17 protein-coding genes are annotated in these 23,772 nt (G+C 70.0%); 9 read left to right on the top strand and 8 right to left on the bottom strand.

What is annotated here, in order from left to right; genetic code table 11:
- Window positions 1-51: 51 nt before the first annotated feature.
- A complete protein-coding gene (gene smc, locus ACOZ90_RS01785; protein WP_422891903.1) occupies window positions 52-3,555 on the bottom strand; it encodes a chromosome segregation protein SMC in 3,504 nt (1,167 codons plus the stop codon).
- 228 nt (window positions 3,556-3,783) lie between these two features.
- Between smc and ACOZ90_RS01790 the strand changes: the two genes are divergently transcribed.
- The 6 genes from ACOZ90_RS01790 to ACOZ90_RS01815 all read left to right on the top strand — a co-directional run bounded on the left by ACOZ90_RS01790 (window position 3,784) and on the right by ACOZ90_RS01815 (window position 12,277).
- Window positions 3,784-5,658, top strand: a complete 1,875-nt coding sequence (locus ACOZ90_RS01790) for an ABC transporter ATP-binding protein (RefSeq protein ID WP_422891904.1) — start codon at window positions 3,784-3,786, stop codon at window positions 5,656-5,658.
- Between the two features lie 227 nt (window positions 5,659-5,885).
- Window positions 5,886-7,589, top strand: coding sequence for an ABC1 kinase family protein (locus ACOZ90_RS01795; RefSeq protein WP_422891905.1), 1,704 nt, complete (start codon window positions 5,886-5,888; stop codon window positions 7,587-7,589).
- Between the two features lie 43 nt (window positions 7,590-7,632).
- Complete coding sequence (locus ACOZ90_RS01800; RefSeq protein ID WP_422891906.1) at window positions 7,633-8,445, top strand: ferredoxin--NADP reductase; 813 nt, start codon at window positions 7,633-7,635, stop codon at window positions 8,443-8,445.
- Between the two features lie 62 nt (window positions 8,446-8,507).
- Window positions 8,508-8,930, top strand: a complete 423-nt coding sequence (locus ACOZ90_RS01805; RefSeq protein WP_422891907.1) for a universal stress protein — start codon at window positions 8,508-8,510, stop codon at window positions 8,928-8,930.
- 134 nt (window positions 8,931-9,064) lie between these two features.
- Complete coding sequence (locus tag ACOZ90_RS01810) at window positions 9,065-11,260, top strand: M3 family metallopeptidase (protein ID WP_422891908.1); 2,196 nt, start codon at window positions 9,065-9,067, stop codon at window positions 11,258-11,260.
- A gap of 126 nt (window positions 11,261-11,386) precedes the next feature.
- A complete protein-coding gene (locus ACOZ90_RS01815; RefSeq protein WP_422891909.1) occupies window positions 11,387-12,277 on the top strand; it encodes an NAD-dependent protein deacetylase in 891 nt (296 codons plus the stop codon).
- Here ACOZ90_RS01815 and cfa read toward each other — a convergent pair.
- From cfa to ACOZ90_RS01840, 5 genes are all read right to left on the bottom strand, one after another.
- Window positions 12,259-13,380, bottom strand: a complete 1,122-nt coding sequence (gene cfa / locus ACOZ90_RS01820; protein ID WP_422891910.1) for a cyclopropane fatty acyl phospholipid synthase — start codon at window positions 13,378-13,380, stop codon at window positions 12,259-12,261. The genes ACOZ90_RS01815 and cfa overlap by 19 nt on opposite strands.
- A gap of 64 nt (window positions 13,381-13,444) precedes the next feature.
- Window positions 13,445-14,263, bottom strand: coding sequence for a DUF3298 and DUF4163 domain-containing protein (locus ACOZ90_RS01825; protein ID WP_422891911.1), 819 nt, complete (start codon window positions 14,261-14,263; stop codon window positions 13,445-13,447).
- Between the two features lie 166 nt (window positions 14,264-14,429).
- Window positions 14,430-14,639, bottom strand: coding sequence for a cold-shock protein (locus ACOZ90_RS01830; RefSeq protein WP_422891912.1), 210 nt, complete (start codon window positions 14,637-14,639; stop codon window positions 14,430-14,432).
- Between the two features lie 295 nt (window positions 14,640-14,934).
- Window positions 14,935-15,780, bottom strand: coding sequence for a hypothetical protein (locus ACOZ90_RS01835; RefSeq protein ID WP_422891913.1), 846 nt, complete (start codon window positions 15,778-15,780; stop codon window positions 14,935-14,937).
- 90 nt (window positions 15,781-15,870) lie between these two features.
- Complete coding sequence (locus ACOZ90_RS01840) at window positions 15,871-16,473, bottom strand: rhomboid family intramembrane serine protease (RefSeq protein ID WP_422892001.1); 603 nt, start codon at window positions 16,471-16,473, stop codon at window positions 15,871-15,873.
- Between the two features lie 137 nt (window positions 16,474-16,610).
- Between ACOZ90_RS01840 and ACOZ90_RS01845 the strand changes: the two genes are divergently transcribed.
- Together ACOZ90_RS01845 and ACOZ90_RS01850 are read left to right on the top strand one after the other, a co-directional pair.
- The gene (locus ACOZ90_RS01845; protein ID WP_422891914.1) at window positions 16,611-18,398 is read left to right on the top strand and encodes a M14 family metallopeptidase; all 1,788 of its coding nucleotides are present in this window, start codon (window positions 16,611-16,613) and stop codon (window positions 18,396-18,398) included.
- Window positions 18,399-18,468: 70 nt separating this feature from the next.
- Window positions 18,469-19,218 carry an MliC family protein gene (locus ACOZ90_RS01850; RefSeq protein WP_422891915.1) on the top strand — a complete coding sequence of 250 codons (750 nt, stop codon included), beginning with the start codon at window positions 18,469-18,471 and terminating at the stop codon, window positions 19,216-19,218.
- Here the strand turns inward: ACOZ90_RS01850 and ACOZ90_RS01855 are convergent, their stop codons facing one another.
- On the bottom strand, window positions 19,219-21,132 hold the full coding sequence (locus ACOZ90_RS01855) for an ATP-binding cassette domain-containing protein (protein WP_422891916.1): 1,914 nt from the start codon (window positions 21,130-21,132) through the stop codon (window positions 19,219-19,221).
- Between the two features lie 127 nt (window positions 21,133-21,259).
- Here ACOZ90_RS01855 and safA point away from each other — a divergent pair, with 127 nt between their 5' ends.
- Window positions 21,260-22,081, top strand: a complete 822-nt coding sequence (gene safA, locus ACOZ90_RS01860; RefSeq protein WP_422891917.1) for a SafA/ExsA family spore coat assembly protein — start codon at window positions 21,260-21,262, stop codon at window positions 22,079-22,081.
- A gap of 48 nt (window positions 22,082-22,129) precedes the next feature.
- Here the strand turns inward: safA and ACOZ90_RS01865 are convergent, their stop codons facing one another.
- Entirely contained in the window at window positions 22,130-23,692 is a 1,563-nt protein-coding gene (locus ACOZ90_RS01865; RefSeq protein WP_422891918.1) for a protein adenylyltransferase SelO, read from the bottom strand.
- Between the last annotated feature and the right edge of the window lie 80 nt (window positions 23,693-23,772).

Raw genomic sequence — 23,772 nt, forward strand, 5'->3', positions numbered from 1 at the left:
GGGTTCGGGGACGGGGGAGTGACAGGGTAACGCGGGGCGGCGGGCGGTGGATCAGGCGGCGCCGGCCAGGCGCGCGGCCTCGGCCAGGTCGACCGACACCAGGCGGCTGACGCCCGGCTCGCGCATGGTAACGCCGGAAAGCTGCTGCGCGGCCTCCATCGTCGCCTTGTTGTGGGTGACGAACAGGAACTGCACCTTCTCGCTCATCTCGCTGACCATGGCGGTGAAGCGGCCCACGTTGGCTTCGTCCAGCGGCGCGTCGACCTCGTCGAGCAGGCAGAACGGGGCTGGGTTGAGCTGGAAGATGGCGAACACCAGGGCCACCGCGGTCATCGCCTTCTCGCCGCCGGAGAGCAGCGAGATGTTGGACACGCGCTTGCCTGGCGGCCGGGCCATGATCGCCACGCCGGTGTCGAGCAGGTCGTCGCCGGTCAGTTCCAGGTAGGCGTGGCCGCCGCCGAACAGGCGCGGGTAGATCTCCTGCACGCCGGCGTTGATCCGGTCGAAGGTGTCCTTGAAGCGGCCGCGGGTCTCGCGGTCGATCTTGCGGATGGCGTCTTCCAGCGTCTCCAGCGCGGAGTTGAGGTCGGCGTCCTGGGCGTCCAGGTATTCCTTGCGCTGGGCGGCCTCGGCATGTTCGGAGATCGCCGCCAGGTTGACCGGCTCCAGCCGGCGCAGCTTTGCGTCGAAGTCGGTGACCATCTTTTCCCAGTCGGCCGGCTTCGCGTCGTCATCCAGGTTGGAGAGCACCACGTCCAGCTCGTGCCCGCCGGCGGCCACTTCGTGGGCCAGCTGTTCGGCGCGCACCACCAGCGACTGCTGATCCACCCGCCGCTGGGAGATCGCCTCGCGCCGGGCCAGCGACTGTTCGTCGCGCTGCTGGCGCACCTGTTCGAACTCGCGCAGTTCGTTGTCGATGCCCTCCAGCGTGGTGCGGGCCTGGTTGAGCGCGCTGTCCACCACCACCCGCTGTTCCAGCGCGGCCTGGCGCTCGGATTCCAGGCCCTTGACCGGGTCGTCGCCCTGGGCGAGCTGGGCGCTGATCTGCTCCAGGCGCGAATCGAGCTGGCCGCGCTGGCCGCCCATGCGCTCCAGCGCCTGGGTCAGGGCCACGACCTGGGCGCGCCGGGATTCCAGCGACAGGGCCAGCGCGTGCGCGGCCTCGCGCGAGCCGCGGGCGGCGTCGCGGGCAGCGTCACGGGCTTCGACCAGGCCGCGGCGCTCGGCTTCCAGCGCCTGGCGGCCGGACTCCAGTTCGGCCATGCGGGCGACCAGGTCTTCCAGCTGCGAACGCGATTCGCGCGCCTGCGCGCCGCTGCCGTCGATGGTCTCCACCAGCTGGGCCAGTTCGGCATCGATCCGGGCCAGGCGGTCGCGGGCCGAGTCCAGCCGGCCCTGCTGGCTCTGCAGCTGGCCGGCCAGCTCGGACACGCTGCGGTGGGCCAGGTACAGCGCCCGCTGCGCTTCCTCGCGCTGCTGCTCGGCGGCCAGCAGCTGGCCGCGGCGGGCGCCGGCTTCTTCCTCCAGCTGCGCCTCGCGCTCCTGCAGCTGGGCGATACTGGCGCGCAGGGACTGGATCTCGCGCTCGCGCAGCAGGGCGCCCTGCTTGGCCGCGCCCGAGCGCAGCACCCGTACCCAGCCGGCGCCCAGGCGCTCGCCTGCGCGGGTGATCACGGAGTCGCCCTCGCCCAGCCCGGCCTGCAGCGCGCGCGCCTCTTCCAGGGTTTCGGCCACGTGCAGGCGGCCGAGCAGGCGCCGGATCGCCAGCGGCCCGCGCACCCTGGCCGCCAGTGAAGTGGGGGCGAAGTCGCCCTCGCCCTCCTCCGCCGACACCAGCGCCAGCCGGCCTTCACCCAGGTCACCCAGGGCGGCGACCAGCGCCTCCGGCTGGTCCACCAGCACGCCTTCGATCAGCTGGCCAAGCGCGCCCTCGACCGCGTTCTCCCAGCCGCTTTCCACCTGCAGGCGCTCGCCCACGCGGGCGGCCGAGTCCAGGCCCTGGCGCTGCAGCCATTCCACCGCAGCCCCCTGCTCCTGGCCCAGGGCGGCGTGCTGCAGGGTTTCCAGCGACGACAGCCGGCCGCGCTGCTCCTGCAGCCGCTTGCGCAGCTCGGAAACCTCGTTCTGGGCGTCGCGCTGCTCCTCCTGCAAGGCCAGTGCCGACTGCTTGCGCGCCTCAAGGTCTTCGTTGAGCGTTTCCAGCGCGGCCTTCTGCTCCTCGTGCTGCTCGGCCGCCGCGCTGAAGCGCTCGGCCAGCGCGTCCAGGTCCAGGCCCAGGCGCTCGCTGGCCAGCTGCTCGCGGCGCCGGTCGGCGTCCAGCGACTGCTTGTCCAGGTAGTCGACGCGCGTGCGCTCCACGTCCGCGGCGCGAGCGGCCTCGGACGCCTCGCGCCCGTGCGCGTCCCAGCGCTGCTGCCAGTCGGCCAGCCGCGCCTCGGCCTCGGCCAGGGTCTCCTGGCGCTGCTCGTCCTGCAGGCGCAGCTCTTCCAGCTGCGGCTCGGACTCCACGATCGCTTCCTGCAGGGTCTCCAGGCGCTCCCGGTCGCCGCTGATGTGCTCGCCGATCTCGGCCAGCGCGCCCTCGGCCTCCTCGCGGGCGCGCACCAGGCGCTCGCCCAGCTCCTTCTGGTGGGCGATCTGCTGCTCCAGCCGGGCCAGCGTGCCGCCGACCTCGTACACCTCGGCCTGGGCCTTGCCCAGCGCCTCGCCGGCCTCGTGGCGACGCACCCGGCCGGTCTCGATCCGGCGCTCGGCATCGCGCTGTTCGGCCACCAGCTGCTCCAGCCGGGTCTCCTCGCGCGCCAGGTCCTCGCGCATCCGGCCCAGCTTCCTGTCCAGCTCGCGGTACTCGAGGGCCTTCCACTCCGCGTCGCGGGTTTTCCGCTCGGCCTGGATGGCGGTGTACTGCTCGGCCTGCTTCGCCTGCCGGGCCAGGTGCTGCAGCTGCTTGCCCACCTCCTCGCGCAGGTCGTTGAGGCGATCCAGGTTCTCGCGGGTGTGGCGGATGCGGGTCTCGGTCTCCTTGCGCCGCTCCTTGTACTTGGAGATGCCGGCGGCCTCCTCCAGGTACACGCGCAGGTCTTCGGGCCGGGCGTCGATGATCTGGCTGATCATGCCCTGCTCGATGATCGAGTAGCTGCGCGGGCCCAGGCCGGTGCCCAGGAACAGGTCGGTGATGTCGCGGCGGCGGCAGCGGGTGCCGTTGAGGTAGTAGTTGCTCTGGCCGTCGCGGCTGACGGTGCGCTTGACCGAGATCTCGTTGAACGAGGCGTATTCGCCGGTGATCGCGTGGTCGGAGTTGTCGAAGATCAGCTCCACCATCGCCTGCGAGACCGGCTTGCGCGCCGAGGAGCCGGAGAAGATCACGTCGGTGAGCGAGTCGCCGCGCAGGCGGCTGGCGGTGCTCTCGCCCATCACCCAGCGCACGGCGTCGATGATGTTCGACTTGCCGCAGCCGTTGGGGCCGACCACGCCGGTCATGTTGGTCGGCAGGTGCAGCGTGGTCGGGTCGACGAAGGACTTGAAGCCGGACAGCTTGATGGTGGACAGGCGCATGCGGCGGTCGGTATGCCTCGGGCGGCGGCCGGCGGTGCCGGATGCCGCGCATTCGGATAGAAACAAGGTGAGGATCAGCCCATAACCAGCTGATCCAGCGGTAATTTCTCCACGCAGCAAAGCGCGCGGCATCGGCCAGTATACCGGCCGGCCCGGTGCCCTTACAGATCAGTGCCCGCGGGGCCCGCTCCTCCCGGCGCTTCCACGGGTTTGGTGCACAATCGGCCGATGCCTGCAGCGCCTCCCGCCACCGCCTCCGGCCCGCGTCCCAATCCCAGCCTGCGCGATCGCTTCAACGCGATGCGCAACGTGCCGCCGTTCCTGCGCCAGATCTGGGCCGCCAGCCCGGCGCTGAGCATCACCAGCCTGGGCCTGCGCCTGGTGCGCGCGTTCCTGCCGGTGGTGATGCTCTACATCGGCAAGCTGATCATCGACGAGGTGGTTCGGCTGGTCGGGCTGGGCGTGACGTTCGATTCGCTGGGCGGCGCCTGGCGCGGCGGGCTGCTGCAGCCGCTGATGTGGCTGCTGGTGGCGGAGTTCGCGCTGGCGATCCTGTCCGACCTGATCGGACGGCTGGTCAGCTACGCCGAGTCGCTGCTGTCGGAACTGTTCACCAACGCCACCAGCATCCGCCTGATGGAGCACGCGGCCACGCTGGACCTGGAGGACTTCGAGGACCCGGAGCTGCAGGACAAGCTGGACCGCGCCCGCCGCCAGACCATGGGCCGCAGCAACCTGATGACCCAGCTGTTCGGCCAGCTGCAGGACGCGATCACCGTGGTCAGCTTCGCCATCGGCCTGCTGGTGTACGCGCCGTGGCTGATCCTGCTGCTGGCGGTGGCGCTGATCCCGGCCTTCATCGGCGAGTCGCACTTCAACGCGCTGGGCTATTCGCTCAACTTCCAGTGGACCCCCGAGCGCCGCCAGCTGGAGTACGTGCGCCAGACCGGGGCCAGCGTGGAGAGCGCCAAGGAGGTCAAAATCTTCAACCTCCACCGGTTCCTGGTGGAGCGCTACCGGACCCTGGCCGAAGGCTTCTACCGGGCCAACCGCGCCCTCGCCCGCCGCCGCGCGTTCTGGGGCACGCTGCTGGCGGCGCTGGGCACGCTGGGCTACTACATCGCCTACGCCTACATCGCCTGGCGCACGGTGCGCGGCGACTTCACCATCGGCGACCTGACCTTCCTGGCCGGCAGCTTCCGGCGCCTGCGCCAGTTGCTGGAGGGGCTGCTGGTGGGCTTTTCGCAGGTGGCCAGCCAGGCGCTGTACCTGGACGACCTGTTCTCGTTCTTCGCGATCGAGCCGGAGATCCGCTCGCCCAAGAACCCGATTCCATTCCCGAAGCCGGTGCGCGAGGGCTTCGTATTCGAGAACGTGGGCTTCCGCTATCCGGACGCGGAGCGCTGGGCGCTGCGGAACCTGGATTTCGAACTGCGCGCGGGCGAGGTGCTGGCGCTGGTGGGCGAGAACGGCGCCGGCAAGACCACCCTGGTCAAGCTGCTGGCGCGGCTGTACGACCCCGACGAGGGCCGGATCCTGCTCGACGGCCGCGACCTGCGCGACTACGACCTGGACGAGGTGCGCGCCAACGTGGGGGTGATCTTCCAGGACTTCGTGCGCTACCACCTCACCGCGGGCGAGAACATCGGGGTGGGCCAGATCGACGCGATGGACGACCAGGCGCGGATCCGCGAGGCGGCGCGGCGGGCGATGGCCGACGAAGTGATCGACGAACTGCCAGGCGGCTACGACCAGCTGATCGGCCGGCGCTTCCGCACCGGCGTGGACCTGTCCGGCGGACAGTGGCAGAAGATCGCGATCGCCCGGGCCTACATGCGCGATGCGCAGGTGATGATCCTGGACGAGCCGACCGCGGCGCTGGACGCGCGCAGCGAGTTCGAGGTGTTCCAGCGCTTCAAGGAGCTGTCGGAGCAGCGCACGGCGGTGCTGATCTCGCACCGGTTCTCGAGCGTGCGGATGGCGGACCGGATATTGGTGATGGAACAGGGGCAGCTTGAGGCCTCGGGGACGCACGAGGAGCTGATGGCGGCGGGCGGGCGGTATGCGGAGCTGTTCGAGCTCCAGGCCGCCGGCTACCGGTAGCGCGGGCGGCCCGGCGGGGCGTGCCCCAAAGCGGGACACGCCGTGAATACGTCCATGTAGGCTTGTTGGCGACATCCATGTCGCCAACAGTCCCGCTTTGGGGCACGCCCCACCGGGCCCTCACGTTCGCGGTGGGGGTGGAGTGGCCGGTGCTCCACAGCGTCGACACATCGGCCCCGGCATGCTCGTCTTCGTCCATCCATGGTCGTCGAAGGGGAGTCAACGGCATGTCCAGCAGCGCAAGCCCGGAATCGAAGAAGCCCGCCGGGGGGCTGGCCCGCAAGGCGCAGATCCTCGGTTTCCTGCTCAAGTACCGCAATGCGGGGGTGTTCTCGTTTGAACTGGACGAGTCGGCGCTGGACGTGGATCTGCCGAAGGAGTCCGGCGACGACCGGCCGGAACGCTTCGTCGAAGACCTGGAGGCGCTGGGCCCCACCTTCGTCAAGATCGGCCAGTGGCTGTCGACGCGGCCGGACATGGTGCCCGCCGAGTACCTGGAGGCGCTGGAGCGCATGCAGGACGACGTGGCCCCCGAGGACTGGGACGCCGTGCACGCGGTGATTGAAGAGGAGCTGGGGGTCGAGCCGGAGCGGGTGTTCGTTTCCATCGACGAGCAGCCGCTGGGCTGCGCCTCGCTGGCCCAGGTGCATCGGGCGGTGCTGCGCGATGGCCGCGAGGTGGCGCTGAAGGTGCAGCGGCCGGGCATCGAGGCGCTGATCCGCGAAGATCTGGCGCTGCTGGCCGGGCTGGCCGAGCGCGCCGATCGCATGACCGACCTGGGGCGCCGGCTGCAGTTCGCCGACTGGGTGGGCGAGTTCCGGCGCGCGCTGCTGGCCGAACTGGACTACCGGATGGAGGCGCAGAACCTGGATCGGTTCGGCACCCACTTCGCCGAATACCCGGAGGTGTTCGTGCCCAGGCCGGTCTGGGATCTGACCCGGCCGCGGCTGCTGACCATGGAGCTGCTGCACGGCACCAAGGCCACCGACATCTCCGGGCTGCGCCGAACCGAGGAGGATCTGGGCGGGCTGGCATCGGCGCTGGTGCGCGCCTACCTGGATCAGGTGTTCGTGCACGGCGAGATCCACGCCGACCCGCACCCGGGCAACCTGCTGGTGACCGACGACGGCCGCCTGGCGCTGTTCGACCTGGGCATGGTGGCGCACGTGCCGCCGCGCCAGCGCGACCGCCTGCTCAAGCTGCTGTTCGCGGCCGTTGACGGGCGCGGCGAGGAGGCGGCGGCCGAGGCGATCGCCATGGGCACCCGGCTGGAGGACTTCGACGAGCCCCGCTACGTGCGCGAGATCTCCCAGCTGGTGGCCCGCTACGCCGCGCACTCGGACGCGCTGTCGATGTCGGAGGGCCGGCTGGTGCTGGACGTGGTGCGCCTGTCCACCGCCTGCGGGCTGCGCACCCAGGCCGAGCTGAGCCTGCTGGGCAAGGCACTGCTGAACCTGGAGCAGGTGGCGCGGGCGCTGGATCCGGAGCTGGACGTGAAGCAGGTGGTGGAAAGCCACCTGCAGAACGTGATGAGCGCGCGCCTGCGGCAGTCGTTCTCGCTGGCCAACCTGGCCAGCGAGGCGATGGAGCTGCAGGCTCTGGTGCGCGAGGCGCCGCGCAAGGTCGGCGACGTGCTGTCGCTGCTGGCCGACAACCGCATGCAGGTGCGGGTGGCCGGGCTGGAGGAGTCGCACCTGCTGGAAAGCCTGCACAAGATCGCCAACCGCATCACCGCCGGGCTGGTAACCGCGGCGCTGATCGTGGGCGCGGCACTGATGATGGGCGTGGAGGGCGGGCCGCGGCTATTCGGCTACCCGGCCATCGCCCTGGCGCTGTTCACGGTGGCGGCCGGGATCGGGCTGGCAATCGTGTTCCGGGCCCTGGCCAGCGACCGCAAACCCAGGCCCCGGGAGGAGAACGCCCCGCGCTGAACGGATAGAATGGTCGGCCCCGCGTCAGACAAGCCGGTACCGCATGAGCTCCCCCTACGGCACTGAGACCGTGCTGGATGTCCGCCACTGGACGGACGACTATTTCAGCTTCACCACCACCCGCGACGACGGCTTCCGTTTCGAGAACGGCCAGTTCGTCATGCTCGGGCTGGATCTGCCCCGCGCCGACGGCAGCGGCACGAAGCCGCTGATGCGCGCGTATTCGATCGCCAGCGCCAACTGGGAGGAGCAGCTGGAGTTCTTCAGCATCAAGGTGCCCAACGGCCCGCTGACCTCCAGGCTCAAGGACATCAAGCCCGGCGACCAGGTGCTGATCGGGCGCAAGCCCACCGGCACCCTGCTCATCCACGACCTGCACCCGGGCCGCAACCTGTACCTGATCGGCACCGGCACCGGCCTGGCGCCGTACCTGGCGGTGGTCAAGGATCCGGAGACCTGGGAGCGGTTCGAGCGGGTGGTGCTGTGCCACGGCGTGCGCCACGCCGCCGACCTGGCCTACCGCGACTACATCGTCAACGAGCTGCCGCGCCACGAGCTGCTGGGCGAGGTGATCGCCGACAAGCTGCATTACTTCCCCTCGGTGACCCGCGAGCCGTTCGAGTTCAACGGCCGCGACCACCGCGGCCGCCTGACCACGCTCATGGACAGCGGGCAGATGATGGAAACCCTGGGCCTGGAGCCGCTGGATCCGCAGCACGACCGCGCCATGATCTGCGGCAGCCCACAGGTGCTGGCCGACTTCCGCAGCCTGCTGGACGCACGCGGCTTCACCGCCGCGCCGCGCATCGGGGTGCCCGGCGAGTACGTGTTCGAACGCGCCTTCGTGGAGAAGTAGCGCGCGCGGCCCGCGGGGCCGCCGCTATACTGCGCGCATCAAGACAAGCGGGGTTCCCCAACATGAAGATCCTGGTCGCCGTGGACGGCAGCGAGATCAGCCTGCGCGCCGTGAAGTTCGTCATCAGCCTCAACCGCGAGCTGGCCAAGCCCGCAAAGGTGACGCTGCTGGCGGTCGATCCGCCGCCGTTCCCGGGCGTGGAAACACGCATCGGCGCCGCGGCCACCCGCCAGCTGCACGAAGAGTCGCTGCAGCGCTGCCTCAAGGACGCCCGGCGCTCGCTCTCGCGGGCCAAACTCGAACTCGACGAGCGCGGCGAAGTCGGCGAGATCGCGCCGACCATCCTGTCGGTGGCCAAGAAGGAGCGCGTGGACCTGATCGTGCTCGGCTCGCACGGCCGCGGCGGGGTCAAGGGCATGCTGCTGGGCTCGGTGTCGAGCAAAGTCATCGCCCAGAGCGAAATCCCGGTCACCATCGTGCGCTGAACCGGCGTTCCGCCAATCCGGGGCGCGCCGGGTACGCGCCCCGCGGCAACGGGCCCGTGCCATAGGTCACGGGACGAAGCCGCCGCCGCTGCGCTAAAATGGAAGGGTTGTCCATTTCGCAGGATGTGCACCACATGAAGAAGACCGGCCTTACCCTGGCGCTTGCCGCCGCCCTCGGACTCGGCGTCAGCGCCTGCAGTGCCGACAGTGCCACCACCAGCGACGCCAGCGGGCAGAACGAGCAGCAGGTGGCCGAATTCAACCAGGACAATCCGTTCGCGGTGAAGAGCGAGCTGCCCCTGCAGTACCCGCACTTCGATCGGATCCAGGACGAGCACTTCGCCCCGGCGTTCGACGCCGGCATGGCCGAACAGCTGGCCGAGATCGACGCGATCGCCAACAACGCCGAAGACCCGACCTTCGAGAACACCATCCTGGCGCTTGAAACCTCGGGCGAGACCCTGGGCCGCGCCACCCGCGTGTTCTTCAACCTGGTCGGCACCGATACCAACGACGCCCGCCGCCAGCTGCAGGCCGACTACTCGGCGAAGTTCGCCGCCCACCGCGACGCGATCTCGCTCAACCCGGCCCTGTTCTCCCGCATCGAAGCGCTCTACAACCAGCGCGACTCGCTGGGCCTGGACGCCGAAGGCGTGCGCCTGGTCGAGCGCTACTACACCGATTTCGTCCGCTCCGGCGCCGCCCTGTCGGACGACCAGAAAGCACGGATGAAGGAAATCAACGCCGAGCTGGCCAACCTGGGCACGCAGTTCAGCCAGAACGTGCTGGCCGAGGTCAATGATTCGGCGGTCATCGTCGACACCGCCGAGGAGCTGGATGGGTTGACCCCGGCGCAGATCAGTGCCGCGGCCGACGCCGCCGCCTCGCGCGGCCACGAAGGCAAGTACGCCATCACCCTGCTCAACACCACCGGCCAGCCGCCGAACTCCTCGCTGACCAACCGCGACGTGCGCCAGCGCGTCCACGAGGCCTCGGTGATCCGCGGCGCGCGCGGCAACGAGTGGGACAACCGGGAAATCCTGTCGCAGGTGGTGACCCTGCGCGACGAGCGTGCCCGCATGCTCGGCTACCCGAACCACGCCACCTACAGCCTCGAGCAGTCCACCGCCGGCACCCCCGAGGCGGTCAACGACATGCTCGGCCAGCTGGCCCCCGCCGCGGTCGCCAACGCCAGGCGCGAGGCGGAGAAGCTGCAGGCGATGATCGACCAGGAGCAGGCCGCCAAGGGCGAAGCCGGCTTCCAGCTCGAGCCCTGGGACTGGTCGTTCTACACCGAGAAGGTGCGCCAGGCCGAGTACGACTTCGACGAGTCCCAGCTCAAGCCCTACTTCGAGATGATGAACGTGCTGGAAAACGGCGTGCTCCACGCCGCCACCGAGCTGTACGGCATCACCTTCCAGGAGCGCACCGACCTGCCCAAGTACCACGCCGACACCTGGGTGTACGACGTGTTCGACCACGACGGCTCGCAGCTGGCGATCTTCATCTTCGACCCGTACGCGCGTGACTCCAAGCGCGGCGGCGCATGGATGAACTCGTACGTCTCGCAGTCGCACCTGGAGGACACCAAGCCGGTGGTGGCCAACCACCAGAACATCACCAAGCCGCCGGCGGGTGAGCCGACCCTGCTGACCTGGGACGAGGTCACCACCATGTTCCACGAGTTCGGCCATGCGCTGCACGGCATGTTCTCGGACGTGGAGTACCCGTACTTCTCGGGCACCAGCGTACCGCGCGACTTCGTCGAGTTCCCCTCGCAGGTCAACGAGATGTGGGCCGACTGGCCGTCGATCCTGGCCAACTACGCCAAGCACCACGAGACCGGCGAGGCGATGCCGCAGGAACTGCTGGACAAGGTCGTCGCCACGGCCAAGTTCAACCAGGGTTTCGCCACAACCGAGTACCTGGGCGCCGCGATCATCGACCAGGCGCTGCACCAGGCCGCGACCGGCGACATCCCCTCGGCCGACCAGGTGCAGGAGTTCGAGGCCGCCGCGCTTGCCGCCGCCGGCATCGACTTCGCCCCGGTGCCGCCGCGCTACAAGCTGCCCTACTTCAGCCACATCATGGGCGGCTACTCGGCCGGCTACTACGCCTACATCTGGTCGGAGGTGCTGGACGCCAACACGGTCAAGTGGATCGAGGACAACGGCGGCCTGACCCGCGAGAACGGCGACCGCTTCCGCGCCACCCTGCTCTCGCGCGGCGGCACGAAGGAAGCGCTGGATCTGTTCCGCGACTTCTCCGGCGGCGAGCCGGACATCCAGCCGCTGCTGGAAAAGCGCGGACTGGTCGACCCGTCGAACTGATCCCCGCGATCACGCCGTGAAGCGAAAACCGCCCGGAGGAATCCGGGCGGTTTTTTTTGTGGTGACCCTGTGCGTTGGCTTTATGTGGTGAGCCCTGCCACCGCGCACAACGACTAGCATTGCATCATGTCCATGCCCACACCGACGAGGGAACAGAGCCGGGCCGACGCCGCCCTGCTGGCCGAATGGCTGGCACGGTACGAGCGCGTGTTCGTGCTGACCGGGGCCGGCTGCAGCACGGGTTCCGGGATTCCCGACTACCGCGACGCGGCCGGCCAGTGGAAGCGGCCCGCACCGGTCACCTTCCAGGCGCTCACCGGTGATCCGGCGGTGTACCGGCGCTACTGGGCGCGCGGCCACGTCGGCTGGCCGAAGTTCAAGAGCGCCCGGCCCAACGCCGCCCACCATGCGCTCGCCGAACTTGGGCATGCCGGGCCGGTGCACACGCTGGTCACCCAGAACGTCGACCGGCTGCACCAGCGTGCCGGGAGCCCGGAGGTCATCGACCTGCACGGCCGGCTCGACGCCGTGGTCTGCCTGGGCTGCGGCGCGCGCAGCGATCGCGATGCGCTGCAGGCGCTGATGGAGGACGGCAACCCCGGCTGGGATCCCGGCCCCGCCGCGTTCGCGCCGGACGGCGACGCCGACATCGCCGCCGAAGCCGAAATCGCCTACCGCCCGCCGCGGTGCCCGGCCTGCGATGGCCTGCTCAAGCCGGACGTGGTGTTCTTCGGCGAGAACGTTCCGCGCGAACGCCTCGCCGTGGCGCTGGGGGCGCTGGAACAGGCCGACGCGATGCTGGTCGCCGGCTCGTCGCTGATGGTCTATTCCGGCTTCCGCTTCGCCCGGCTGGCCCACGAAAGCGGCAAGCCGCTGGCCATCCTCAACCGCGGCGCGACCCGCGCCGACGCGCTGGCCACCCTGCGCCTGGACGGCGAAGTGGGTGCCACCCTCGGCCAGGCGGCCGCGGCAATGCCGGCGACCCGGGAGGACTCGGCTCAGCGCGGCGCAACGTAGCCGCCGGGCACGCCTTCGGGCGAGAGCACGATCTGCCAGGCGTGGTTGCGGCGGGCGCGGAAGCTGGCCATGGATCCGGCCAGGTAGAAGCGCCACATGCGCCGGAAGCGCTCGTCATAGTGCGCTGGAAGCCCTTCCCACGCCGCTTCGATGTTGTCGCGCCAAGCCTGCAGGGTGCGGTCGTAATCGGCGCCGAAGTTGTGCCAGTCCTCGATCACGAACCTGCGCTCCAGCGCGCGCGTGACCTGCGCGGCCGAGGGGATCATCGAGTTGGGAAAGATGTACTTCGCGATCCACGGGTCGGTGCGGTTGCGCGACACGTTGCCGCCGATCGTGTGCAGCAGCATCAGTCCGTCGCGCTCCAGCCTGCGCCGCGCCACCCTGAAGAACGTCCGGTAGTTGCGCACCCCCACGTGCTCGAACATGCCGACCGACACGATCCGGTCGAAGCGTTCGCCGGGCTCGCGGTAATCCTGCAGCCGGATCTCCACCGGCAGCCCGTCGCACAGCTGGCGCGCGTACTTGGCCTGCTCGCGCGATATCGTGAGCCCCACGCCCGAGACCCCGTAGCGCTCGGCCGCGAACTTCAGCATCTCGCCCCAGCCGCAGCCGATGTCCAGAAGCCGCATGCCCGGCTCCAGCCCCAGCTTGCGGCAGCACAGATCCAGCTTGGCTTCCTGCGCCTCGTCCAGGCTGGACGCATCGCGCCAGTAGCCGCAGCTGTAGACCAGGCGCGTGCCGAGCATGGCTTCGTACAGGTCGTTGCCCAGGTCGTAGTGGCGCTCGCCGACCACGTAGCTGCGCCGGCCGCGCTGGCGGTTGAGCAGCCATGCGCCCAGGCCGTCGGCGACCTCGCCGGCCCCGTGCACGCGCGCGTCCAGGCGGGCCTGCATCAGCCGCAGCAGCAGTCCGTCGAGCGACGCCACGTCCCACCACCCGTCCATCCAGGATTCGCCCAGGCCGAGCGAGCCCTCCCCCAGCAGGCGCGGGTACAGGCGGCTGTCGTGAACCTGCATGTCCCAGTCGCGGTCGCCGCCGATGCGCACGTCGGCCTCGTCCAGCAGCGCACGCACGCGCCGCCCGAAACGATCCTCGTTCTCCATGCCCACCCCTTGGATCAGCGAAGCAGGAAAGTCCCGGGCACCATACCAGCGGCGGCAGATTGCTTCAGCCGCCGGCGAACAGCCCCCGGTACTGTTCGGACACGTGCGGCAGCAGCACGTCCGCGGGCACCACCACGTAATGGGTGCCGTCCGAGTACGGCCCCACCTGGTAGGGCGGGAACACGAAGCGCAGCGCGCTGATCCGCTCCGAGGCGTCCATCTGCGGCTCGAAATGGGCGAAGTTGTCCGGATCCGGGGTGGAGCCCTCCTCGATCATCCGGCCCGACGTGCGCAAGACCTGCTGGCGCTCATCCGGCTCGAGATCCCAGGCATCCATCCGCTCGTACAGTTCGGCGTTGAGCTGCTCGCGCACGTAGCCGGAAAGCGCGCGCCAGCCATCGGGGCCGGCCATCAGATCCTGCGCCGTCAGCATGCGATCCCGCTCCGGCAGCCACACGAAGCGCGCCACCAGCGGATTGCCGTGGGCGCCGCCGGTATAGCTGCTGCCGTCGGCCGCCACCGCCACCACGCGCGGGGTTTCCACCAGCATGGCGAAGTCCAGCGCGAGGTCGTACGGTGCGCGCGGCCGGCCTTCGCCCAGGCTGGCGACGGCCTCGTCCAGGTCGGCGCGGGCGGCGCGGGCGTACGCATCCAGTTCCACCGCAAGGCCCGGATACGCGCGGGCGGCCTCGGGATAGCTGATGCCCACGAGGAAGCGCGGATCGCGCTCCATCACGTCTTCAAGGGTGGGCGCCACGGCGGTATCGGAGGCCACCGGCTCCGCGGGGGCCTGCGCGCCGACGGGCACCTCGGCCGCGCCGGTGGCCGGCGGCCCGGCCCCGTCATCCTGACCGCACCCCGCCATCGCCAACGCGGCGGCCATGCACAGCAACCAGCCCCGAGCCTTCATCCGCCACCCCCTCTGTCCATATCCACGAGTACGTACCGAGCAGGCAGGATAGGCCGGCAGGTGTGACGAATCGGACAAGGCAGGCAAAGAAAAACCCGGCCGAAGCCGGGTTTTCCTGGTACATCCGGTTGCGCCGGAATTACATCGGCTCGACTTCGTCGGCCTGCAGGCCCTTCTGGCCCTGCACCACCTTGAAGGAGACCTGCTGGCCTTCCTGCAGGGACTTGAAGCCGGTGCCCTGGATCGAACGGAAGTGGACGAAGACGTCCTGGCCGCTCTCAGGGGTGATGAAGCCGAAGCCCTTGGCGTCGTTGAACCACTTGACGGTACCGGTCTGACGATCAGACATGTTGTTACTCCTTGGAAACACAGTGTTGGTTTGGACACGGCCCGCGCAATGCGGTGCCGCGACTGTCTAGCAAGGGGTAACGCGAAAGCGATGGAGCGGATCGTCCCGACCGGCCGGAGCCAACCGTGCAACTTCTAGATCTACCGCATCGGAGCCACGATGTACCGTGATCCCGGCTTTGAACAGTGAGCGCACAATACCCTACTTTGTCCCACAAGTGTGAATGGGCGGTGCTGCAGTGCAGCGAGCCCCGGGCGGCCCCGAAACCCGCCGCACGCGGCGGTTTCGCCGCGGCTCAGTCGCCGCCCTTGCCGTCCCGCTTGCCCTGGTTGATGCGGCCGCGGGTACCGGCGCTGCCGTGGATGGCCGGCATGCGGCTGGCCGCGGCCTGCAGCTCCTCGGCCCGGTGGGCGGCGGCGGCGCTCTGGAATCCCTCCGAGCCGACCTGCCCGCCGTGGGCGGTGGCATCCTGCCAGGGCCTGGGCTGGCGCGCCTGCTCCTGCTTGGCCTCCAGCACCTTGCGGGTGCTGCGCAGCGCCTGCTTCGGGGTGACCTTCTTTTTCGCCGCGGGGGTCTTCTTTGCGGCCTTTCTGGCGGCGTTCCTGGCGACCTTCTTCGCAGTCTTTTTCGCCGTTTTACCGACGGTCTTCTTTGCGACCTTCTTCGTGGCCTTGCTGGCGGCTTTCCTGACGGCCTTCTTGGCAACCTTCTTGGCCGCCTTCTTCGCCACCGTCTTCTTTGCGGCCTTCTTGGCGATCTTCTTTGTGGCCTTCTTGGCGGTCTTCTTCGCCACGGCCGCCTTCTTCCGCTCGGCGGCAGCCTCTTCCTTCTCGCGCTTCTTCGCGTCCTTCAGTCCGGCTTCAAAGCGCTTGAGGATGTCGGCCATGATCGCGGCCTTGTCCTTGCTGCGCTGGTTGGCGGTTCCGCTGGCTCCGCGCTTGCTGCCGGTGCGCGCGCGCGAGGCCAGCTTCTGCCGGCGCACCAGGTCGCGGCTGCGGTCGCGGGCGCTGCGGGCGCGGGTAATGCGGGTATCGAGCTGGGACGCGGTGAAGCCCCGCAGCGCGTTCTGCCTGCTGTCGTCGTAAAGCTGCATCTCGCCCTTGTTGAGCAGGGCGGTCGCTTTTGCACGGGTGATCTGCATCGTTCCTCCTGTGGGTTCCACGGCCCCGGGCCGCTCACGTTTGCCTGCCACTGCAATATCACAGCCGGCCTGCAGGCGTGATGATCGTCCTCAGGGATTGAGCAGGCGCTCCAGGAACGTGGTGGCCACCCGCGGCTCCAGCAGCACCGTGAACAGCATGCCGTAGACAGCACCCCACAGGTGGGCGCTGTGGTTGACGTTGTCCCCGCCCTGGCGATCCATCCAGATGCTGTAGCCGATGTAGAAGGCGGCGAACACGAACGCGGGGATGCCGATCGGGATCGGGAAGATGAACAGCTTCTCCCACGGCGCCAGCAGCACGAAGGAGAACAGCACCGCCGACACCGCGCCCGAGGCCCCGAGGCTGCGGTAATTCGCATCCTTCTGGTGGCGCATGTAGGTGGGCAGGATCGCCACCAGGATCGCCGACAGGTAGAAGGCCAGGTACCCCAGCGAGCCGATGCGCTGGGAGAAGAACTGCTCCATCACCCGGCCGAAGAAGAACAGGGTGATCATGTTGAACAGCAGGTGCATCCAGTCGGCGTGGATGAAGCCGTGGGTGACCAGGCGCTCGTACTGGCGGTGGCGGTTGATCGCCGGCGGCCACAGGATCAGCCGCGCCATCAGGCTCCGGTCGTTGAACGCGCGCCAGGACACGAACACGGTGACGCCGATGATGGCAAGGGTGACGATCGATTCCATGGGCGGCGTTCGCAGGATGCAGGCGGGTGCATGTTACAGGGCCGGCGCCGTCCGGCAGGGTGGCTTGCGGCTGTCGCGCCGGGCGGAAACAGGCATCATTCCCGGCTTGTTCCCCGCAGGCCCGGCCGATGTCCCAGTCCAAGTCCACCCTTCGCGCCCTCCCCGTCCTGCTGCTGGCGCTGGCGTTTAGCGCTCCGGCGTCCGCGGCGCCCACGCAGCCGCTGGTCACCCACGCCGAACGCAGCGGCTTCGCCGAGACCGGGCGCTACGACGAAGTCATCGCGATGTGCGATGCGTTCGCCGCGGCCCGTCCGGACATGGTGCGCTGCTTCGATTTCGGCACCAGTCCGGAGGGCCGGCCGATGAAGGCGCTCGCCATCACCCGCACCGGCGCGCTGGATGCCGCGCGGGCCCGCGAGGGCGGCCATCCGGTGGTGCTGGTGCAGGGCGGCATCCACCCCGGCGAGGCCGATGGCAAGGACGCCGGGTTCCTGCTCCTGCGCGAGATGCTCGAGGGCGGCGCGGCCACCGACAGCCTGCAACACCTGGTGTGGCTGTTCGTGCCGGTGTTCAACGTCGACGGCCACGAGCGCTTCGAAGCCTGGAGCCGCCCCAACCAGCGCGGCCCGCGCGAGTCGGGCTGGCGCGCCACCGCGCAGAACCTCAACCTCAACCGCGACTACGCAAAGGCCGATTCACCCGAGATGCAGGCGATGCTGCGCCTGGTCAACGCCTGGGATCCGCTGGTGCAGGTGGATCTGCACGCCACCAACGGGGCGCAGTTCGAACACGACATCGCGATCCAGGTCGAGCCGCTGCACGCCGGCGACGAGGCGCTGCGCGCGATCGGCCGCGACTTCCGCGACGGCGTGATGGACGACCTCGCCGCGCAGGGCTCGCTGCCGCTGCCGTTCTATCCGTCTCTGGCGGAATACGACAACCCGGAGTCCGGCTTCGTCGACGGCGTGTACCCGCCGCGTTTTTCCACCGGCTACTTCCTGCTGCGCAACCGGCTGTCGATGCTGGTGGAGACGCACTCGTGGAAGGCGTATCCCGAGCGCGTGCGCACCACCCGCAACACCATCGCCTCGGTGCTCGACCACGTCGCCCGCCACGGCAGCGACTGGCTGCGGGCCGCACGCCAGGCCGACGCCCGCGCCGCCGGCCTGGGCGGGCAAACCGTCGCGCTGGACTACGAGGCCACCGAGCGCGTCCGCATGATCGACTTCCGCGGCTACGCCTGGTCGCGCACCCCGTCGGATGTCTCCGGCGCCCCGATGACCCGCTACGACGAAACCACCCCGCAGGTCTGGCACGTGCCGCTGCGCGACGAACTGGTGCCCTCGCGCACCGCGCAGGCGCCGCGCGGCGGCTACGTCGTCCCCGCCGCCCACGCCGACTGGGTCGCCCCCCATCTTGAGCTGCACGGCGTGCGCTACACCCGGCTGCCCGACGCCCTGGAGCAGGCGGAGCTGGACACCTTCCGCGCCAGCGGCTGGACGCCCGCGGCTGCGTCGATGGAAGGCCACCAGCGCATGGCGTTCGAAGGCCGGTGGGCGGGCGAACGCCGCGACGTCCCGGCCGGGAGCCTGTTCGTGCCGATCGCACAGCCGGGCGCGCGGCTGGTGATGGCGCTGTTCGAGCCGCAGGCGCCGGACTCGCACGCGGCCTGGGGCCGCTTCAACGCCCACTTCGAACGCAAGGAATACATGGAGGCCTACGTGGCCGAAGCGGTCGCCCGCGAGATGCTGGCGGCCGACCCGGCGCTCAGGCGCGAGTTCGAGCAGCGCCTGCGCGAGGACGAGGCCTTTGCCGGCAGCGCGCGCGCCCGCCTGGAGTTCTTCCATCGCCGCCACCCGTCCTGGGACGAGCGCCTGGGCCTGTACCCGGTCTACCGCGCCGACTGGACGCCCTGATCCGGTGCCCGGGGTTATGCTCGCCAGGGTGCGCTGACGCGCCCCGACCGTAGAACCAGGGAGCATTTCCATGCCTGCAGGATCAATCCCATCCATCCGCCTGCTGCCCGCGGCGACGCTGGCCGCGGTGCTGGCGGCCTGCCAGCCGTCCGCGCCGCCCACGCCGGACTCCATGCCGGACACCGCCTCCGAGGCCCCGGCAACCGAAGCCGCGGCGCCCGGGCCGCTCGACGGGCCCGCCTCCGGGGAGCGGTTCAACTTCCAGTGCGGGGAACTCGCGCTCGGCGCCACCTTCGACCAGCAGGCCGACGTAGTGCGGCTGTCCTTCTCCGGCCGGCGCCTGGAGCTGCCGATCGCGGTATCGGCTTCCGGCGCGCGCTACGCCGACGATGCCGGCAACGAGTTCTGGGGCAAGGGCATGGACAGCGCCAGCCTGACCCTGGCCGGGGAGCCACGCCGTGACTGCACCCGCAGCGACCGCGCCTCGCCGTGGGACACGGCGGCCGACAGCGGGGTGGACTATCGCGCCGTCGGCCAGGAGCCTGGCTGGCTGGTGGAGGTGATGGAAGGCGAAGGCGACCAGGGGCCATCGCTGACCGCGCACCTGGACTATGGCCAGCGCCTGCTCGAAGCCGCAGGCCTGCAACGCGAGGGCGACAGCTGGCGCGGCCAGGCCGCGGACGGTGCCGACATCGAGCTCACGGTAGAGGAGCGCGAATGCGCCGACCCGATGAGCGGCGAGCGCTTCCGCACCGCCGCCAGCCTGGTCGTCGACGGGCAGCGCTACGAAGGCTGCGGCGCCTGGCTGTCGGCTGACTGATCAGCCGCCCGAGGCGCTCTCCAGCGCTTCCCAGCGCGCGTAGGCCTGGTCGAGTTCGGCCTGCGCCTGGGCAAGCTCGGCGTTGTGGGCGGTCACGGCGTCGGCCTGCTGGCGGAAGAAGCCGGGGTCGCCCATGGCCGCGGTGAGTGCGGCCACGCGCGTTTCCAGCGCTTCGATCGTGGCCGGCAGCTGCTCCAGCTCGCGCGTCTCGCGGTAGCCGAGCTTTTTCCGTGCCGGTGCCGGAGCGGGCGCGGGAGCGGCGGGCGGCGGCGCGGGGTTTTTCCGCGCCAGGGCCTGCGCGGTGCCCGGGTCGGGCTGCGCGCGCAGCCACGACGCGTCGCCCTGGCGCAGCCAGTCGCTGTAGCCGCCGACGTACTCGCCTACCCGCCCATTGCCTTCCATCGCCAGCACCGAGGTCACCACGTTGTCGAGGAAGTCGCGGTCGTGGCTGACCAGCAGCAGGGTGCCGGGGTAGTCGGCGAGCAGCTCCTCCAGCAGCTCCAGGGTTTCCACGTCCAGGTCGTTGGTGGGCTCGTCGAGCACCAGCAGGTTGGACGGCTGCGCGAACAGCTTGGCCAGCAGCAGCCGGTTGCGCTCGCCGCCCGAGAGCCGGGTGATCGGCGCGCGCGCGCGTTCGGGGGTGAACAGGAAGTCCTGCAGGTAGCCGATGGCGTGCTTGCGGGCGCCGTTGATCTCCACGAATTCGCGGCCCTCGGCCACGTTCTCCAGCGCGTTCCAGTCCTCACGCAGGGTGTCGCGGTACTGGTCGAAGTACGCCACCTGCAGCCGGGTGCCGATGCGCACCGTCCCCTGCTGCGGCTCAAGCTCGCCCAGCAGCAGGCGCAGCAGGGTGGTCTTGCCGCTGCCGTTGGCGCCGATCAGCCCGATCCGGTCGCCGCGCAGGATGGTGGTGGAGAGATCGCGCACCAGCGCCCGTTCGCCGTACGAGAACGACACGTCCTTCAGCTCGACGACCTTCTTCCCCGAGGCCTCGCCCTGCGCCGCCTGCATGCGCACGTTGCCCGTCTGCTCGCGTCGCGCGGCGCGCTCCAGGCGCATCGACTGCAGGCGCCGCACCCGGCCCTCGTCGCGGGTGCGGCGGGCCTTGATGCCCTGCCGGATCCACGCTTCCTCCTGGGCCAGCAGTTTGTCGAAGCGCGCGTTCTGCTGCGCCTCCGCGTTCAGGCGCTCCTCGCGCCGGCGCTGGTAGTTGTCCCAGTCGCCCGGCCAGTCGGTCGCCTGGCCGCGGTCGATCTCGATGATGCGGGTGGCCAGCGCGCGCAGGAAGCGGCGGTCATGGGTGACGAAGACCAGCGCGCCCGGCCAGTTGCGCAGGAACTCCTCCAGCCAGTGGATGGCGGCGATGTCCAGGTGGTTGGTGGGCTCGTCCAGCAGCAGCACCGCGGGCTCGGACACCAGCGCGCGGGCCAGCAGCACCCGGCGCTTGAGGCCGCCGGACAGGCGGGTGAACTCGGCTTCGCCGTCCAGGCCCAGCCGATCCAGGGTGGATTCCACCCGCTGATCCAGGCCCCAGCCGCCGGCCGCCTCGATCCGCGCCTGGGCAGCGGCCAGGGCGTCGGTATCGACCGGGTCGGCATGTGCCAGGCGGTGGAACTCGGCCAGCACCGCGCCCAGCTCGCCCGCGCCCGCAGCGACCACGTCGAACACGCTGCCCGCCGCGCCCGCCGGCACCTCCTGCTCCAGCCGCGCCACGCGGGCACCGTCGGCCACCCGCACCTGACCATCGTCGGGGGCCAGCTCGCCGGACATCACCCGCATCAGGGTGGATTTGCCGGCGCCGTTGCGGCCGATCAGGGCCACCCGCTCGCCGGCGCCGATCGACAGGCCCACCTGTTCGAGCAGCAGCGGCCCGCCGACGCTGACGTCGACGCCTTCAAGTGTGATCAGGGACATGCGTCCATTCTACCGGGGCCGGTAGGGCAAGCCCTAGCTGGCGGCCGCGGCGTTCATTGGTTTGAATCGGGGCACTGGATCCTGGCGCCTCCCGCATGGATGGAGGCCCCCCCGAAGGAGCAACCGCATGGCCGTTTCCCCCGTCAGCAACAGCATCGCGCCCACCCTGCCCGCCGACAGTTCCGCCCACCGGGTGGTCTTCGGCGACACCATGTGGGCGATCGCCGCGCAGGCCGGCGTTTCCCTGCAGGCGCTGATCCAGGCCAATCCGCAGGTGCTCAACCCGGATCTGATCTATCCCGGCGACCAGATCCAGATCCCCGGCGGTGGTGGCGCTGGCGGCGGCGGGCACGAGGCGTCCCCTGCCAGCTTCGCCGCAACTCCCGTTTCCGGAGCCGACCCGCTCACCGGCGCCGGCTCCGCCAACGGCGTCAGCGCCGAACAGCTGATGCAGATCGTCCCCACCCTGGATGCGGGCCAGGCGCCGGCAATCGCGCAGAACCTCAACGCCGCCATGGCCGAGGCCAACATCAACACGCCGCAGCAGCAGGCCATGTTCATCGCCCAGCTCGCGCACGAGAGCGGCGGCTTCCGGTACATGGAAGAGATCGCCAGCGGCGCCGCGTACGAGGGCCGTTCGGATCTGGGCAACACCCAGCCCGGCGACGGCGTGCGCTACAAGGGCCGCGGCTACATCCAGGTGACCGGTCGCTACAACTATGCCCAGGCCGGCGAAGCGCTTGGCCTGGATCTGGTCAACAATCCGGCTCTGGCCGCGCAGCCCGAAAACGCCGCGCGCATCGCCGCCTGGTACTGGACAAGCCGCGACATCAACGAGGCCGCCAACAGCGGCGACTTCGTGCAGGTCACGCGCCTGATCAACGGCGGCACCAACGGACTGGCCGACCGCCAGGCTTATTACGCGCGTGCGCAGGCCGCCCTGGCCTGAGCACCCGCGGACGATTCCGGATTCGAGATTCCCTGAATCGCGACGCCTTCAGGAACTGCACGAAAGCATCGAACACCCCGCCCGCTCCCGCGCCCACTCCGGCCGGCGGGCGGCATACGCCTCGCGTCCCGGCTGCTCCCGGTACGGTTCGCCCAGTACCTGCATCAGCGCGTGCACCCCGCCGTCGTCACCCTGCTCGGCGCGGTCGATCGCCTGCTGGAGCAGCCAGTTGCGCGGCACGTAGAGCGGATTGGCGGCCTCCATCAATTCACTGCGCCGCGCGGGCGGCAGCGGATCCTCCTGCACCCGGGCCGCGTAACGGCCCAGCCAGTCATCGAATTCCCCGCGGGCCGCTTCCAGCTTCGCGGAGTCGTAGAAGGCATGCTCCAGCCCCCGCAGCGAGGGCGCCTGCGGATCAAGGGAAGACAGGCCACGGAAGAACAGCGTCATGTCCACCTCGCCCTGCGCCATCAGCGTGCGCAGCTGCGCCAGCAGCCCGTCGTCCTCTTCCCCACGCCACTGCGACAGGCCCAGCTTGCGCGCCTGCATGTCGCGGTCGGCATCGTTGAACGCCTCGGCGTAGCGATCCAGCCCCGCCTGCAGCGGCGCCGCATCGGCGAACAGCGGCGACAGCGCCTGCGCCAGCCGCGAGAGGTTCCAGTGCGCCACCCGCGGCTGCCAGCCGAAGCGGTAGCGCCGCCCCTGCGCGTCGGTGGTGTTGGGCGTCCAGTCGGGATTGAAATCCTCGATCCAGCCGTAGGGCCCGTAATCGATCGTCAGCCCCAGGATCGACATGTTGTCGGTGTTGAGCACGCCGTGGACGAAGCCCACCCGCATCCAGTGCGCCACCAGCACCGCCGTACGCTCGCACACCTGCCTGAACCAGTCCGCGTACAGCCTCTCGCCGCCGCCCCGCAGGTGCGGAAAGTCGCGCCGGATGCAGAAGTTGACAAGCCCCTGCAGCAGTCCGGTGTCCCCGCGTGCGTACGGCAGCTCGAAGGTGCCGAAGCGGATGAACGACGGCGCCATCCGGCACACCACCGCCCCCGGCTCGTTGCGCGGGTGGCCGTCATAGAACATGTCGCGCTCCACCGCCTCGCCGGTGGCGACCAGGCTCAGCGCGCGCGTGGTTGGCACGCCCAGCTGGTGCATGGCCTCGCTGCAGACGAACTCGCGGATCGAGGAGCGCAGCACCGCCCGGCCATCGCCCATGCGCGAGTACGGCGTCCTGCCCGCGCCCTTGAGCTGCAGCTCCCAGCGCTCGCCTGCGGCGGTAACCGCCTCGCCCAGGCTGATCGCCCGCCCGTCACCAAGCTGGCCTGCCCAGTTGCCGAACTGGTGACCACCGTAATTGGCTGCGAACGGCTCCATCCCCGGCAGGACGGCGTTGCCTCCGAACAGCAGGGCGAACTCCGGCGACGCCACCTCGGCCTCTGAAAACCCCAGCGCTTGCGCCATCTGCGGCGAATGCGCCACCAGCCGCGGCGCCGCCACCGGCGTGGGCTCCACCCGCGACCAGGCCGCCCCGTGCACTTGGCGCAGCCGCGGCCCAGCCTCCGGATCACCGGGAAGCTCGCGCAGGAACGCGTTGTCGAATCCGAGCGGATGCATCGCCGGCACCCTACCACCCGCCCGCTGACCGGCCGCTGCCGGCCAGCACACACGGGCCGCGAAATCACCGGCTCCGCCCG

The organism is Luteimonas dalianensis, assembly GCF_049339425.1.
In the GTDB taxonomy this organism is placed as follows: domain Bacteria; phylum Pseudomonadota; class Gammaproteobacteria; order Xanthomonadales; family Xanthomonadaceae; genus Luteimonas; species Luteimonas dalianensis.

Bases quoted from the DNA above. Each gene is read 5' to 3' on its own strand.
- ACOZ90_RS01865 (WP_422891918.1), bottom strand. From the start codon at position 23,692: ATGCATCCGCTCGGATTCGACAACGCGTTCCTGCGCGAGCTTCCCGGT.
- ACOZ90_RS01855 (WP_422891916.1), bottom strand. From the start codon at position 21,132: ATGTCCCTGATCACACTTGAAGGCGTCGACGTCAGCGTCGGCGGGCCG.
- ACOZ90_RS01845 (WP_422891914.1), top strand. From the start codon at position 16,611: ATGTCCCAGTCCAAGTCCACCCTTCGCGCCCTCCCCGTCCTGCTGCTG.
- ACOZ90_RS01830 (WP_422891912.1), bottom strand. From the start codon at position 14,639: ATGTCTGATCGTCAGACCGGTACCGTCAAGTGGTTCAACGACGCCAAG.
- safA (WP_422891917.1), top strand. From the start codon at position 21,260: ATGGCCGTTTCCCCCGTCAGCAACAGCATCGCGCCCACCCTGCCCGCC.
- ACOZ90_RS01850 (WP_422891915.1), top strand. From the start codon at position 18,469: ATGCCTGCAGGATCAATCCCATCCATCCGCCTGCTGCCCGCGGCGACG.
- ACOZ90_RS01810 (WP_422891908.1), top strand. From the start codon at position 9,065: ATGAAGAAGACCGGCCTTACCCTGGCGCTTGCCGCCGCCCTCGGACTC.
- ACOZ90_RS01825 (WP_422891911.1), bottom strand. From the start codon at position 14,263: ATGGCCGCCGCGTTGGCGATGGCGGGGTGCGGTCAGGATGACGGGGCC.
- ACOZ90_RS01800 (WP_422891906.1), top strand. From the start codon at position 7,633: ATGAGCTCCCCCTACGGCACTGAGACCGTGCTGGATGTCCGCCACTGG.
- ACOZ90_RS01835 (WP_422891913.1), bottom strand. From the start codon at position 15,780: ATGCAGATCACCCGTGCAAAAGCGACCGCCCTGCTCAACAAGGGCGAG.
- ACOZ90_RS01795 (WP_422891905.1), top strand. From the start codon at position 5,886: ATGTCCAGCAGCGCAAGCCCGGAATCGAAGAAGCCCGCCGGGGGGCTG.
- ACOZ90_RS01805 (WP_422891907.1), top strand. From the start codon at position 8,508: ATGAAGATCCTGGTCGCCGTGGACGGCAGCGAGATCAGCCTGCGCGCC.
- ACOZ90_RS01790 (WP_422891904.1), top strand. From the start codon at position 3,784: ATGCCTGCAGCGCCTCCCGCCACCGCCTCCGGCCCGCGTCCCAATCCC.
- smc (WP_422891903.1), bottom strand. From the start codon at position 3,555: ATGCGCCTGTCCACCATCAAGCTGTCCGGCTTCAAGTCCTTCGTCGAC.
- ACOZ90_RS01815 (WP_422891909.1), top strand. From the start codon at position 11,387: ATGTCCATGCCCACACCGACGAGGGAACAGAGCCGGGCCGACGCCGCC.
- cfa (WP_422891910.1), bottom strand. From the start codon at position 13,380: ATGGAGAACGAGGATCGTTTCGGGCGGCGCGTGCGTGCGCTGCTGGAC.